This is a genomic window from Citrobacter sp. A316, from assembly GCF_002042945.1.
Taxonomy (GTDB): domain Bacteria; phylum Pseudomonadota; class Gammaproteobacteria; order Enterobacterales; family Enterobacteriaceae; genus Citrobacter; species Citrobacter portucalensis.
The window spans coordinates 125138-140182 of the sequence record NZ_MVFZ01000017.1 but is presented as its reverse complement, the minus strand read 5'-3'; the positions used below and the strand labels follow the sequence as shown (position 1 = coordinate 140182).

Below are 15045 nucleotides of genomic sequence, written 5' to 3'. Positions count from 1 at the left end.
AATGTCAGAAATATTCATCACCTGGATAAGTATGAACAAAAACCGTATAGATTTAGTAATGGATGGATTGTTGGTTTTTATATTATATTAATTGTCTTATATTTGGGGGTGGGGTTATGTCTTTCGCAATTTAAAATAAGTGTAAAAAACATCCCGCAAACAACATACTTAATCGTCATTGTGGGACTGTTGTTTCTCTATGCAATAATGTTTTTGTTTATGTCGTTCCAATATCTATGTCGAAAAGAGTTATCCTATGTCTTTATTCTGGGTATAGCATTCATTAGCTGTGATATCTATTTTATTGAAACTATCTATATTGTGCAGGCGCTGATTAATGATAGTGTTTCAATCGAACAGAGAACCAATGACATTGCTATCTTTTACTACTTTCGGCAATTGAGTTTTATCATTACGTTGTGTATCGGCATTAAAGCGTATAGAAACGATACGATTGTCATTGAGGATAAACAAAAGAAGCCGATACTGGAGATGATAACGGTCATCGTTGTGGTCGCAATAGGTATTCTTGCTCACAATTTATCAAGTTATAATCCTGATGTCGTGATAGATATCACCTGCTTAAAAGACGATCTGGTGACGTTGCATTGGGAATTAAGATACATTTATTCGTTAATTGCAGGTTGGGCCATAGCTTTAGTCTACCTTACGTTGAAAACCCGATTAAACAATGCGTTGTGGGTCAGTATCGCTCTGATGTGCTGCTCGGCGATATTAACCAATTTACTACTTATCAGTCTTGATGAGTACAGTATGTATATCTGGTACGTCAGTCGCGGACTTGAAATAATAAGCGCATTATGCGTAATCTCAATTTTAATGTTTAATACTTTCCTGCTGCTAAAAAGAGAAACGGAATCCTCTATGAGAGATGTACTAACCAAAATTTATAATCGTAAGCTGTTCTATAAAACACTTAACTCTGCCATGCTACGTGGAAATGTTTGTGTGTTGATGCTTGATGTTGATAAATTTAAGAGGATTAACGACACTTATGGACATCAGGAGGGAGATAAGGTGATTGTCTCCATCGTTTATATCATTAATAAATCGATTCGTGACTCCGATGTTTTTGCTCGGGTGGGGGAGAGGAGTTTGGCATTTTATTGAAATGCAATGATAAACAGGAGGCTATGGTGGTGGCTGAGCGGATTCGACAAAATGTAGAAAAACTCACGTTACCGCCAAATGTATTTGGTATTAAAGAACAGATGACCATAAGTATCGGGGTTTATTTTAGTTCTCCGAAAGATGAATCGGGTGATAAAGTCGTTTCCTATGCTGATGCTGCACTTTACGCCGCAAAAAATGCAGGCAGAAATAAAGTGATGTATTACTGCGGTCCCCACGAGCTAACGTGTCCGTGCGTACAGTCATAACCAGCAGTATGTTAGCCGGCCAACAACGCCATCGCGTAGTTGGCCGGCAATATTGACTAACCTGCATCCACCTGCGGTTTGCTGTTGCGTTTACGGATCATGCGCAGCACCGGCGGGACCACGATAACCAGTACCGCCATCACCAGCAGCACTTTCGCCACGCCGCTGGCCCACAGAATATCCATACTACCGTTACTGATAGACAACGCCCGGCGCAGGTTCTGCTCCAGCATTTCCCCGAGGACGAAGCCTAAAATTAACGGCGACATTGGGAAGTGCATTTTTCGCAATATGTAGCCCAGAACGCCGAGGGCGACCATCAGCACCAAGTCGAAGGTGGTGCTGTGGACGGCGTACACGCCTACCGCGGAGACTGCCGCGATAGCCGGTACCAAAAACCACAGCGGAATGGTCAGCATGCGGGTAAACAGACCGATCAGCGGAATGTTCATCACCAGCAGCATTACGTTAGCAATCAGCAACGCCGCAATCAGCCCCCAAACGATATCCGGCTGCTCGGTAAACATGGCCGGACCCGGGGTGATGTTGTACAGCGTCAGCGCGCCCATCATCACCGCCGTGGTACCGGAGCCCGGTACGCCGAGCGTCAGCATCGGAATAAAAGAGCCGCAGGCCGAGGCGTTGTTGGCAGCTTCTGGCGCCGCAACGCCACGAATATCCCCCTTGCCAAAGCTTTCACTGTTACCGCTGAGCTTTTTCTCGGTCATGTAGGTGATGGCACTGGCAATGGTGGCGCCAGCGCCGGGCAGAACGCCGACGAAAAAGCCAATTACTGATGAACGCAGGGTGGCCCCTACGCACTGTGCACCTTCTTTGGCGTTGAACAACATGCGGCCCGTTTTACGCACCAGCGTTTGGCCACTGCTGGTATGTTCCAGCATTAACAATATTTCAGAGACAGAGAACAGACCAATCACCACCACGATAAACTGCACACCGTCGGAGAGATGGACACTGTCAAAAGTAAAGCGATAAACCCCGGTGTTGGCGTCTACGCCGACGGTCGCAAGTCCGAGACCGATAAGCGCTGCCAGAAATGATTTCAGCGGATTTTGCGCCATCATGCTGCCGAGACAGGCAATGGCGAAAACCATTAAGGCAAAGTATTCCGCCGGACCGAAGGCCAGCGACCATTGGGCTAACGCCGGGGCAAACAAAATGATGCCGCCGATGGCGATAAGCGAACCAAAGAAAGAGCTGACCGCCGAGATAGAGAGCGCCACGCCGCCGCGTCCTTGCTGCGCCATCGGGTAACCATCCAGAGCGGTCATAATCGCCGCCGCATCGCCGGGAACATTCAGCAGGATAGAGGAGATGCGCCCGCCATATTCACAGCCAATGTAGACCGTAGCCAGCAGGATCAGCGCGGATTCTGCGGGCAGATGCAAAGCAAAGGCCAGCGGCAGCAGGATCGCCACGCCGTTGATCGGCCCAAGGCCAGGCAGCAAACCCACAATAGTGCCGACAAAACAGCCTATCAAGGCGATGACCAGGTTTTCCGGCGTCATTGCCACCGCGAAACCCTGAGAAAGATAAATCCAGGTATCCATCGTTTCTCCGTTAACCCAGCCAGGCGCCGAGTGGTAAGGTGACGTCAAGCAGTCGGTCAAAGGCATACCACAGCAGAATGCCGAGCACCGCGCCGGAAATACCCGCAGCCGGGATGGTTGCGCCGAACAGCATGCCAATCACCACGGTGAGAATGGCGGTGGCGATGGGAAAACCGAGCCACTCAAAACCCCAGGCGTACATCAACAGAACAATTACCATCGTCAGCAGCTTTTGCAGCACGTGGCGACGGGGCCAACTGATGGTGTCCGGATGGCGCAACAGCAGCGCCACGGCACAGACCAACATCAGACCGATAATGCCAAGCGGGAAGGGACGCGGCCCTACGGGTTCATAGCTGTATTCGCTGCTGATTTGCCAGGCCACGAATAGCCCGGCTATGCAGAGCAACAGCCAGATACCTGCAAAAATACGATCGCTCATCATCTTTGCCCCTGCGTTTACTTCGCCAGACCGAAGGCTTTCGCCTGCTCACGATAATCCGTGACCTGCTTTTTCACGTAGTCGTCGAGCTGTTTGCCACTCATGTTGAATTCAAACAGACCGCGCAGATCGCGCTGCTTTTTAAACTCATCGGTCTGCTGGAGTTTGTTAAAGGCATCAACCCACCACTGATACTCGGCGTCGCTGACTTTTGGCCCAACGTAGAAGCCACGAATGATAGGCCACACGAGGTCATAACCCTGCTCTTTGGCGGTTGGCACGTTGGCTAACTGCCCCGGCAGGCGTTCATCAGAGAACACCGCGAGCACGCGGATTTTGTCGCCGCTGAGGTAAGGCACCATCTCACTGAGATCGCCGGAAACCACCTGTACGTGATTGCCCATCAGTGCGGTAACCGGTTCGCCGCCGCCTTCAAAGGCCACATAGCGCATCTTGTGCGGATCGACATTGGCTTTTTGCGCCAGTAGCGCCGACTTCATCCAGTCCTGGCTACCGATAGAGGCGCCTGCGCCAATGACCACGCTGTTAGGGTCTTTCTCCATTGCCGTCAGCAGATCTTTCAGTGTTTTCCAGGGTGAGTCCTGGCGTACGGCAATCATGCCGTAGTCGGTGCCGACACTCGCCAGCCAGCGGACATCATCCACGCCGTAGCGACCAAACTTGCCCTGTGACAGGTTCAGTAGTGAGCCGCCGGAGAAGGCCACCACGGTTCCCGCTTCAGCCGGGCGTTGAGCGACGATCGCGTTATAGGCCACGGCACCAACGCCGCCGGGCATGTAGGTTACGCGCATCGGTTTTTCGATAGCGCCGGTTTCCATCATGCTCACCTGAATCAACTTACAGGTGAGATCGAAACCGCCGCCGGGTTTAGCAGGGGCGATACATTCAGTGCGCGATGGCGCTTGTTCCGCCAGTACAGAGGTACTCATCAATAAAATGCTTGCAGTAAGGGTACGAAGTAACTGTTTTTTCATTGTTTATCCTCACGCCGGAAAACCGGATTTTCGGGTACGGAAGAAGATTTTTGTGATTATGTGAGCCGATGTGTAGCAGTTCGGTTGCGTGATTGTTAAAACATTAACCTTTCAATTCCCTTTCAATGCGGCAGAAACTTTACAGGATGTGATATGCGTCTCTTATTAGCGGAAGATAACCGTGAGTTAGCTCACTGGCTGGAGAAAGCGCTGGTACAAAACGGTTTTGCCGTTGACTGCGTTTTTGATGGCCTGGCGGCCGACCATCTTTTACATAGCGAAACGTATGCGCTGGCGGTGCTGGACATCAATATGCCAGGTCTGGATGGTCTGGAAGTCGTTCAGCGGCTGCGCAAACGCGGGCAGACGCTCCCTGTCCTGCTGCTGACGGCGCGTAGCGCGGTGGCCGATAGGGTGAAAGGGTTGAACGTCGGAGCCGATGATTATCTGGCAAAGCCGTTTGAAATCGAGGAGCTGGATGCCCGGCTGCGGGCCTTGCTGCGTCGCAGTGCGGGACAGGTGCAAGGCATACAGCAACTGGGGGAGCTGGCGTTTCACGATGAAGGCTATTTTCTGTTGCAGGGGCAGCCGTTGGCGCTCACGCCGCGTGAACAGGCGCTGTTGACGGTGCTGATGTACCGTCGGTTGCGACCGGTTTCACGTCAGCAGTTGTTTGAGCAGGTCTTCAGCCTGAGTGATGAGGTGAGTCCCGAAAGCATTGAGTTATATATCCATCGCTTGCGTAAAAAGCTACAGGGAAGCGATGTGCGTATTGCTACGCTGCGCGGTCTGGGCTATGTGCTGGAGCGTAGCGATGAATTGGGTTAAACCCCAATCGTTATACCTGCAACTGCTGATGTTTCTGGGCCTGCCGCTAATGTTGCTGTGGGGACTGTCGGCATTTAACAGCTACGTTAGCGCATTACAGGCGGCGACCCAGGCGTATGACCGCACGTTGCTTTCATCCGCCAGGACCGTCTCTGAGCGGCTGGTGGTGCGCAATAAACAGCTGGAAGTGAACGTGCCATGGGTGGTGCTGGACAGCTTTGAACTGAATATGAATGACCGACTGTACTACAAAGTGGTTGATCCGGCGGGGAAGGTTATCTCTGGTTATGACGATTTACCGGCGCTGCCGCCAGCTACCTCGCGCACGCGGCTTTATCCGGCGCTGGCATGGTTTTATCACACTGAATATCGCGGTGAGGCAATCCGCGTGGCGCGTCTGCTGCAGCCCGTCAACGAAGGCGGCATTGTCGGCATGGCGGAGATTTATGTTGCCGAAACGCTGCAATCGCGGCGTTATCTGGCGCGACAACTGCTGTTTTCCTCGTGGGTTTCGCAAGGGCTGCTGGTACTACTGACTCTGGTGCTGGTTGGCTGGCTGCTGCGCCGGGTGTTACGCCCGATGCGCCAGCTGTCATCCCTGATGGTGCGTCGTGAGCCAGGCCTGCTGACGCCGCTGCCGGAGCTGCTGCCATGGTCGGAAACCCGTCTGCTGATTGTGGCATTCAACCGTTATCTGGACCGACTTCGCGGTCTGATCTCTCGCCAGGAGCGCTTCAGCGCGGATGCTTCCCATCAGCTTAAAACGCCGTTGGCGGTACTGAAAACTCAGGCATCGGTGGCCCTCGCCAGCGCCGAGCCGCGGCAATGGTATGAGAGTTTACAAGCCATGAGTAGCACGCTGGAGAGCACCATTCAACTGACGGAGAGGCTGTTGCAGCTGTCTGCGGTGAAGCGCAAAGAGCAGGGGGAAAGGCATTTCTCGCCGGTTAATCTGTATGAGGTGGTGCAAAGCAGCTGTTTTACCCGACTGGCGCAGGCGCGTAGTAAAGGGATCGATCTGGGCTATGAAGGGGAACAGGACGCGGTGTGGGTCGAGGGAGATGAAGTGCTGCTCGGCGAACTGTGTGGGAATTTGCTGGATAACGCACTGAAATACACGCCGCCGCAGGGGATGGTGACCGCCCGGCTGCAACGAGAAGGAGAGGCCGTGGTGCTGGTAGTCGAAGATAGTGGGCCGGGTATAGATGAGCAGATGGTTCATCAGGCTCTGCTACCGTTTCATCGTCTTGATAACGTAGGCAATGTCCCTGGCGCCGGGATCGGCCTGGCGCTGGTTAATGATATTGCTCGCTTGCATCGCACCCATCCTCAGTTAACGCGTAGCGAGACATTGGGTGGGTTGAGGGTTCGGGTGCGCTTTTTAAGCGTAGCGAGCTGAATTATCTTTTTGATGATGCGAACGGTATTAATATAATTAAAAGTAATTAATTGTATTGTTATTGTAATTTTAAATTTCACCGCGAGGCCGTGAATTATATTTTACTTGCTGTATTTAACAGCAATTCTGCGACAATTTAGCGTCAATCAAACTAAACTTTTGCGTTATTTATCATACATAAATTACTTTTTCATAGACCACGAATTGTTACCTGTCAATGGCAAAAGTGTTGTTAAAAGTCATCTTTTTTGCTGAATTGGCTAAAACTTTTCTTGACTCAATCCTCATCAAAATCATATAGATATGATTGCGCCTGGGATGTTTGTCACAGTAAGAGATATTATTTTTTACATTTACTGACAATGTGCCATTGCGTTTTTTAGACTTGTGATATAATTAGCAACATAAATGAGAAAAAAACAATTAAAGATCAATAAATAATGGGCTGAGATATGCTTAAAAAATCGCTAAAGATTAGCAGCCAGGGATATCCAGTCTTTTTAAAACTGGTCGATTTCATTGTAATCAATGCGACGTTGGTTTTTAGCGCCCATCTGTTAGGTCTGGCGCCATTTAACACCATTGCCATTTTGAGTCTTCTCTTCTCAGTCTTTTTTTTGCTGTTTGCTGAATACATTAAAATGTACCAGCAAAAGATTAAGACGATCGGTTTGCGTAATCAAAAACGGTTGGTTTTTTGTACGTTACTGGCGATTTTTTTTAACGAACTGGTCAGTATGACGGTGGCTGAACCTGAGTCACTGGGCTACTTAGACAGACTGCCTTCCCCTTTTTATTCAGCCATTATTTACTGGTACTTCATCCCATTACCTTTTCTTTATTACATTCGCTTTTTTATTTTTAAGTATTCAACGAAAAAGAGTATACGCGTGGCGATTATTGGTCTGACCGACAATGGTCTGGCTGCAGAAAACGCGCTAATGAATGAATATGCCAATATCACATTAGATCTGGCTTTTTATGATGAGCGCGCCTTATCCCGCTGCGGCGATATCGTAGATAAGGTGAAAAGCCCCTTCCGTGGTCCGGTGATCAATCTGGTCGAGGAAGCCAAGAAGGGAAACATAGACGAAATCTATATTGCTTTACCGATGGTTGCTTTACATCGCATTCGTCACTTTTTGGCCATGATGTCAGACACCACCGTAGATACCTATATTGTCCCTGACTTTTATACCTACAGTAACAACATGTCCAAGTTACGCTCCATCCATAACCTGCAAACTATCGGTATCTTTAGTTCACCGTTTGAAGGGGCGGGCTCGTTTATTAAGCGGGCGGAAGATCTGGTTCTTGGCAGTATCATTATGGTGATGATTTCCTCCCTGATGCTGGCGATTGCCATTGGTATCAAACTCACGTCCCGTGGGCCGGTTTTTTTCAAACAGGACCGCTATGGCTTGAGTGGGCAAAAAATTAAGGTCTGGAAGTTTCGTTCTATGCGCGTCATGGAGAATTCCGATACGGTTATTCAGGCCACTAAAAACGATCCGCGGGTAACCAAATTCGGGAGCTTTTTACGTCGCACTTCGCTGGATGAACTTCCGCAATTTATTAACGTTTTGCAGGGAAGTATGTCGATTGTCGGTCCCAGGCCTCATGCGGTTACGCATAATGAGCAGTACCGCAAACAGGTCGAAAATTACATGATTCGCCATAAAGTTAAGCCAGGGATCACTGGGCTTGCGCAGATCAACGGGTTCCGCGGGGAAATCGATGCGCTTTATAAGATGGAAAAAAGGGTTCAGTACGATATTGAGTACATTCAAAACTGGTCGTTATGGCTGGATATAAAAATTATTATTAAAACTATTTTCAAAGGATTTGTCGGTAAGAATGCATACTAAATTACTCGTTATTACCGGGATCGTGATATCGCAGTCCGCATGGGCTGATTTAACACCGAAATCACACATTGGCTTTGCGGGGATAGACTTCCAGGGCAAGGTCGCTGTGGACTATGGTTATAATGATAACGTGTCTTATCAGCCACATAGCAGCGATGCTATCGGTTCCTCGTTTCAGAGTGCGGCGCCCGTTCTGAGTATGATTGGAGAGCGTGGCCAGGATAAGTATTTGCTGATGTACTCCGGAGATTATCGTAACTACTCAAGCGATTCCGCTGATAACTACAACGATCATTTTTTTCGTTTTAACGGTGCCTGGCGGTATGGGCTCAAGCATGGCTTAACCCTCAATCTGGAGGATTCGCTTGGGCATGAATCCCGTGGCCGTGGTATCACTGAGGGTTTTTTACCGAGCCAGTTTGAACAGTATGGGATTAAATCTCCGCTGACGACGAATTTTATCAATAGTGAATTGCGCTACAGCTACGGTGCACCTGATGGTCGCGGCAAAGCGGAACTGGCGTTGTTATACAAAAAACTGACTTTCGGTAACACTTCTGATGCTCAGGACAGTAGTGAAGACTTCTACAATTATATTCAGGAACAGGAATGGCATGAAAATAGCCTGATAGCGGAAGTTTTTGACCAATACTCATCCAGAACGCGCTTTCGCTATAGCTTTATTACTAACCAGCGTCGTTATGATAACAACTCAGATAAAGACACTAATGAGTATTATTTGCTGTATGGCCTGAAGTCGCAGTTGACGGGGAAAACCAATGTCGACATGAATATTTCATGGCTGTATAAAACATTTGAAAACAACGCAAACTCGCATGATTTTAATGGTCTAAACTGGGACATAAAAGCGGAGTGGAAGCCGTTACAGCAGTCTGTTTTCACGGCCCACTCTGCTCAAAGCATTAAAGACCCGTCGGAAGTTGGGGGATATATTCTGGTGACCCAGTATGGCCTTTCTTACCAGCATTTCTGGTTAGGCACTCGTTTTTCTACTTTATTGGACTACTCATTCACTTCGGAAGACTATAAAAAACAGAACAAGGATCGACATGATAAAGATGGCGTGTTTAGCGTCACCATGAGCTATGACTACACACCATCTGTTAATTTTGAGATTAAATATCAGATAGATACATTAAATTCGAATAAGGATACTGACTCGTTTTATATCGGTCCCAACGACAATCAGGAAGTCATTAGAACGTTGGGTTATGATAATTCTATGATTATGCTTAAAGCTAAGGTTCAGATCTAAAATGAAAATAATAGAACTGTGCGCGGTTTTGCTATTCAGTATCCTGATGGTCGGATGCACAACGTCCAGCCCGCGATTAATGGACGATCCTGCAACTGTTCAGCAGGATTACCGACTTGGGGCAGGGGATACTGTCAATATCGCTGTTCATGGTCAACCCGATATGACGATGCGATTTATTTTGGATAAGAGTGGGGAGATCAATTTCCCGTTTGTTGGCGCTCTTAAATTAAAAGATAAAACTGTCGATCAAGTGACCAACGAATTAACTCAACGCCTGACCGGAGATTATTTTACAACTCCGATGGTGACGGTGAGTATTGCCGAGTTCCGTAAATATTATGTTTCTGGCGAGGTGAAAAGTCCGAATGGCTTCGCCTATGAGCCAGGGCTTACCGTCGAGAAATCTATTGCGCAGGCGGGTGGATTTACAGATCGTGCTGACCGAAAAGATATCAACATTCGCCTGTCAGGGAGCAATCAGCTGCTTGAGAATGTCGATTTAACGCACTCTGTTCATCCTGGGGATGTCGTGATTATTGGCATGGGGTTCTTCTGACGATGAAACTATCAATAGTGGAAAACGGCAAAAAACGAGAAAGCAGTGTCGAATTCTCCCGCTTTGCTAAAGAGCTGAAAAAGAACGCCTGGAAAATTGCGCTGGCCGGTATTGTTGCCGGGGTTGTCGCGTATCCGTTAATCAGCATGATGTCCTCAAAGTATGTTTCAACGGCGACGGTGCTGATTAAGGCGCAGGCTGATAATGTTTCTCCGTTTCCACAGGTTGATGGTTTCGATTCAACGCGCAGTGGTTACTACGAAACACAATATGCGTTGATGCATTCACGTATCGTGCTGGAGCAAGCCGTACGTGATATGAAACTGGATGAAAACCCGGAATTTACCGGGGAAAAAGCCAGTGCTCAGGGGGCCGATAGCAATGAAAGTCGGCAACTGAGAATGGAGCAAGCGCTGAAAACGCTGTCGAAAAATCTGAATGTCATTGGAATTCGTACGACGAACCTGGCGTCTATTACCTATGAATCAACGTCCCCTCAGGAAGCGGCTGACATTGCGAATGGCGTCGCGCAGGCTTTCATCAACTACACGGTGGAGCAAAAACGCCTGAAGATGGAGAAAGCTCGCGAACTGAATTTTGAAAAAATGGAAGAGATTCAGAAATCGATAGCCAGGCAAAAAGACGAGATGGACAGCTATCTGAAAAATGCCGGGCTGCTGACCTTCCGCGGAATCGATGGTTTTGAAACCGAGCAGTTAAGTATCGTAACCAATCGCCTGGCCGATGCAACCCAGCGTCGGGTTGCCGCTGAATCCGTCTATAACGAGGTAAACGGGGGAGGTAAGTCCATTGAGAGCGTTATCTCGCTGCCTTCGGTCTCTAACCATGCTCAGATCCAGGATTTGCGCATTGCGTTGATTCAGGCGCAACGAACGTTGTCCGAACAGCGTAAAGTCTATGGGCCAAAAAATCCAGCCATTTTAAAAGCAGAGGCTGATGTTCAGTCGATCCAAAACCAGACTGGACGGGTATTGGGTGAGCTGAAGGTCGGTTTACGTCAGCAATATCTGGCAGCGCTGGCGGACGAAAAAAACTATCAACAGCAGGTGGCTGAGCAGAAAGAGATCTTCCAGAAAATGGCGTCAAAACGGGATGTCTGGAACAGTCAAAAGCTGTCGTTAGATAAAATGGAAGACCTGTATAAATCGCTTTATCAACGTACTCAGGAGCTGTCGCTGTCCGGCGTGAATGCCGATGCGGTGTTATACGACCCTGCGGTACCCGCGTTAAAACCGGCGAAACCGAATAAATCACTGCTGTTGCTGATGGTGGTCATGCTGGTGGTGGTGTTCAGCATCATGTATTTCATTGTCAAAGCGGCAATGGATAACTCAATCGGTACCCTCAGTCGCATGAAAAAACGGCTCAATGTTGTTCCGCTGGGTGAAATTCGTCGTTTTAGCGGAACCTCTGGGCGCGCGCAGGTGCGGGACATGATCATGAAGAACCCGCTGAATGCCGATATTGTGCACGGTATCCGTACCCGGATTATGCTGGATAATCGACCTTTACAGACGCTCGCCGTGGCGTCGACGGAGCACGGCGATGGGCGTTCATTGTTGGCGAATCTGTTAGCTAACTCTTTTAGTTTCGACCAGAAAACACTGCTTATTGATGCGGATTTCTTTAACACTGGTGGGCTCACATCCGAGCTGGCGTCAGCTACATCCGCAGGCTTAGCGGAACTGCTGCGCGGGGAGACAGAGCTTGAACAGGCGCGGATCAAACTCAGTGATAATCTCGACTTTATTCCACACGGCAAGAGCACAATCTCATCTTTACTGATGCTGTCTTCGGAGCATGTTGAACTCTTAATGCGCGAGTTGAAATCGCATTATCAGCGCATCATTATTGATGTTGCTGCTGTGAATCAGAGTCAGGATGTTCAACTGATCAAACGTGCCGTTGATGGGATTGTTTTCATTGTGAAAGCCGGGGTGGGGTCGGCGGGACAAATCGCCAACGCACTGGATAAGATCGAGGAAAATAACGGCGTGGTGATTGGTGCGGTGCTCAATGCAGTTGAAGAAAAGGATCTTGAGACGCAAGAGGGTCTGCGTTCACTGAACTTCAGTACCGATCAACTGATGGCAACGCCAGGCCGCGTATGAGTCTACTGAAGAGCGCTTCCACGATAGCCGGTTCATCAGTCATCTCGCAGTTGATTGGTGCACTGTCTATTTGGTTGATTTCACACAAGTACGATATGGCTGAAGTGGGGCTTTATGCGCTCAATTACAGCATCGCCGTGGTGGGCGCTCAGGTGTGTACCTTTGCATCACAGCTGCTAATTCCTAAACAGCAGGATGACGAACTGGTGCAGAATGTCGTGTTTTGCTTAATACAAAGCACGATCATTGCCTTACCTTACGCCGCACTCACCGCGTGGCTGTTTCACCAGAACATCCTGTTTCTCTATTTGCTGACGCTGGCAACGGCGTGGGTTTTAATCTCGGAAAACCTGTCTCTACGCACGGCTAACTTTCGTTTTCTGATCTTCCAGCGCATTTCTGTTTCTGTGGTCGTTGTGCTTTCCGTGCTTCTTACGCACCATGTGCAATTGTTTTATTGGTCGTGGGCCTGCGCGACGATGGTGCTGACCATAAGCTGTATTTTGCATTCGTTTGATATTCGTTCGGTGGCGGCCAGACATTTGAGACCCGCCAGTAATTGGCATTTTTTCAAACAGAATATTCATCACATTACCAAAGTGGGCAGTGCGGAAGTGCTGGCGATGGCCAGCAGCAATTTGCCGATTATGCTGATTAACTTTTGGTTCTCGGCGCTGACTGCGGGTTATTTTTCCGTGGTTAGCCGCTTTTGCCTGGCGCCGGTGGTGATCATCGGCAACGCGGTACGCAATACTATTTTTTCCAAGTGGTCCATCGACTTCAGAAATAATACCTTTAACTATCAGGAGTATACCAGGGTACGTATGCTATTGCTGGTACTAGGGGTTATCTGTACTCTTGGGGTTTTTATTTTCTATCCGATTGTGATGCGACTCGGTTTTAGCGAAGACTGGATAAACTCCATTGAGACGTCGCGCTACATGCTGCCCTATTTATTCCCTGCGCTGGCGATAAGCCCTCTGACGGTAATAGAGCTTATTTTTGGTTCTCATCGCTATTTTCTGCGTATCCAACTGGAACAGCTGGCGATTGTACTATTCGCTTTTGTCGTGACGCCCTATTTTTATAAAGATTATGCAACGTCGGTCATCTTGTTTTCTTCACTGACATTTATTCGCTACGCCTTCATTTATCTGAAAATGAATAAGCGGGCCAATCTCCTGAAAGACAAGCCGGTGATACTATGACGCTGAATACCGGATACTATTTACAGGTTTATACCTTTGTCACGTTGATCCTCTGTGGCCTGGTGCAATACTTTACCGGCATGCAGTCAGTGCTGTGGATACCTTTTTTCCTCACCTTATTGATGGTGGGATTATTGGTTATGCAGACGCGTGATGGCTCGCTGCAACTGGATGCGCAGGAGACGATTGTCCTGGCGTTGTATTTCTCGTTCCTGGTACTGGCTGGAACATCGACGTTGATTCAGGGCGGGATCACCGTTGCGATTGTGGCATTTAAAAACGAAATTGCATTGTCGCTGGTGATGATCTGTTTGCTGCTGGGATTTTGCCGGGAATCGCAGATTTATCGGGCAACGCGCTATCTGTATTGGGTGTTTTACGCGCAGATCCCGGTAATGATTTATCAGGTTTTACTGGTCGTTCCCCAGCGCGTCGCGGTGCGTGGTGAAGATGAGAAATGGGACTCTGTGGTTGGCACGTTTGGCGGAGACCCCATGGGGGGCGGTAACACTGCCGCAATGGGCCTGTTTTGCCTGTTAATTATGTTGTTAAAAGTCTCTGAGTATAAGCATGGGCTGACCACGTTTAAATCCATGGCGTTGCACATTGTTCTGGGGATCGGACTTTGTATCATTGGCGAAGTGAAGTTCGTCATCCTGCTATCGCCTATATTCCTGGCGTGGGTGTGGCTCTCACCGAGCTACGTCAAAGACGTTAGTAAGGTCAATCTGAAGACGTTGTTGGTTATTGTGGCGGGAATGCTGTTGCTTATTAGCCTGTCGATTGTGATCCTCGCGTATTATTATTCTTCCGCGTTTGGCGGCGATCCGTCGAAAAGCTCGTTAAGTATTTTTATCGACTCATTAAGCTATATTTTTGATCCGAACTACATTATGTCTACCGGGGAGTTAGGGCGCTTTACGACGTTCTTGTTCTGGTTGAAAAATAACGATCTGTGGGGGCTTTCCGGAACGTTATTTGGTTACGGGCTCAACGCCACTAACAGCGGGAGTACTGTGTCGCCGGGCTTTTTGAATATCATCTATAACTTAATTCTCGACTCAACTTCCCTGAGTATGCTGCTGTGGGAAGTGGGGGTGATCGGCACATTAATCTTTATTAGCTTATTCATTTATATCCTTAAGGTCTGTCAGCCAAAGCCATTACTTACGCTTGAACAACTGGACCAGCAGGATCTCCAGTTATTGAGCTTTGCACCGGCGTTTAACGCTTTTGCTATCAGTTGCTTAATTAGCTTACCTTACAGCCAGATACTGATGATTACACCGATGTTACAATTCCTGTTCTATTTATCACTAGGATCAAGTTTAGTGATTCGTCGAACCGTCCTTCGCTGTGTAGGGTAA

General features: G+C 48.5%; 11 protein-coding genes and 1 pseudogene. 9 read left to right on the top strand and 3 right to left on the bottom strand.

From position 1 onward, the window contains the following. Positions 1-207 precede the first annotated feature (207 nt). Positions 208-1400, top strand: a pseudogene (locus tag BZK41_RS19800) (GGDEF domain-containing protein). A gap of 56 nt (positions 1401-1456) precedes the next feature. On the opposite strand, the gene BZK41_RS19795 reads toward BZK41_RS19800, so the two are convergent. The 3 genes from BZK41_RS19795 to BZK41_RS19785 are packed head-to-tail and all read right to left on the bottom strand — an operon-like array spanning position 1457 to position 4408. Continuing rightward, entirely contained in the window at positions 1457-2971 is a 1515-nt protein-coding gene (locus BZK41_RS19795; protein WP_079939277.1) for a tripartite tricarboxylate transporter permease, read from the bottom strand. 10 nt (positions 2972-2981) lie between these two features. Further along, entirely contained in the window at positions 2982-3416 is a 435-nt protein-coding gene (locus BZK41_RS19790; RefSeq protein WP_100247225.1) for a tripartite tricarboxylate transporter TctB family protein, read from the bottom strand. Between the two features lie 14 nt (positions 3417-3430). Beyond that, complete coding sequence (locus tag BZK41_RS19785; protein WP_003826029.1) at positions 3431-4408, bottom strand: tripartite tricarboxylate transporter substrate binding protein; 978 nt, start codon at positions 4406-4408, stop codon at positions 3431-3433. Between the two features lie 153 nt (positions 4409-4561). Here BZK41_RS19785 and tctD point away from each other — a divergent pair, with 153 nt between their 5' ends. The 8 genes from tctD to BZK41_RS19745 all read left to right on the top strand — a co-directional run bounded on the left by tctD (position 4562) and on the right by BZK41_RS19745 (position 15045). Next, positions 4562-5236, top strand: a complete 675-nt coding sequence (gene tctD / locus BZK41_RS19780) for a transcriptional regulator TctD (RefSeq protein ID WP_079939276.1) — start codon at positions 4562-4564, stop codon at positions 5234-5236. Continuing rightward, on the top strand, positions 5223-6635 hold the full coding sequence (locus BZK41_RS19775; protein ID WP_079939275.1) for a sensor histidine kinase: 1413 nt from the start codon (positions 5223-5225) through the stop codon (positions 6633-6635). Before tctD ends, BZK41_RS19775 begins: the two co-directional genes overlap by 14 nt. Positions 6636-7087: 452 nt before the next feature. Further along, on the top strand, positions 7088-8503 hold the full coding sequence (locus BZK41_RS19770; protein WP_079939274.1) for an undecaprenyl-phosphate glucose phosphotransferase: 1416 nt from the start codon (positions 7088-7090) through the stop codon (positions 8501-8503). Next, positions 8493-9779 carry an outer membrane beta-barrel protein gene (locus BZK41_RS19765; protein WP_079939273.1) on the top strand — a complete coding sequence of 429 codons (1287 nt, stop codon included), beginning with the start codon at positions 8493-8495 and terminating at the stop codon, positions 9777-9779. Before BZK41_RS19770 ends, BZK41_RS19765 begins: the two co-directional genes overlap by 11 nt. Before the next feature lies 1 nt (position 9780). Beyond that, positions 9781-10338 (top strand): polysaccharide biosynthesis/export family protein, encoded by a 558-nt coding sequence (locus BZK41_RS19760; protein ID WP_079939272.1) that lies wholly within the window; start codon positions 9781-9783, stop codon positions 10336-10338. Between the two features lie 2 nt (positions 10339-10340). Next, positions 10341-12470, top strand: a complete 2130-nt coding sequence (locus tag BZK41_RS19755; protein ID WP_079939271.1) for a tyrosine-protein kinase domain-containing protein — start codon at positions 10341-10343, stop codon at positions 12468-12470. Further along, complete coding sequence (locus tag BZK41_RS19750) at positions 12467-13678, top strand: oligosaccharide flippase family protein (RefSeq protein ID WP_079939270.1); 1212 nt, start codon at positions 12467-12469, stop codon at positions 13676-13678. Before BZK41_RS19755 ends, BZK41_RS19750 begins: the two co-directional genes overlap by 4 nt. Then, positions 13675-15045: a capsular biosynthesis protein gene (locus tag BZK41_RS19745; protein WP_079939269.1), complete on the top strand. Its 1371-nt coding sequence runs from the start codon at positions 13675-13677 to the stop codon at positions 15043-15045. The genes BZK41_RS19750 and BZK41_RS19745 overlap by 4 nt, the downstream gene beginning before the upstream one ends.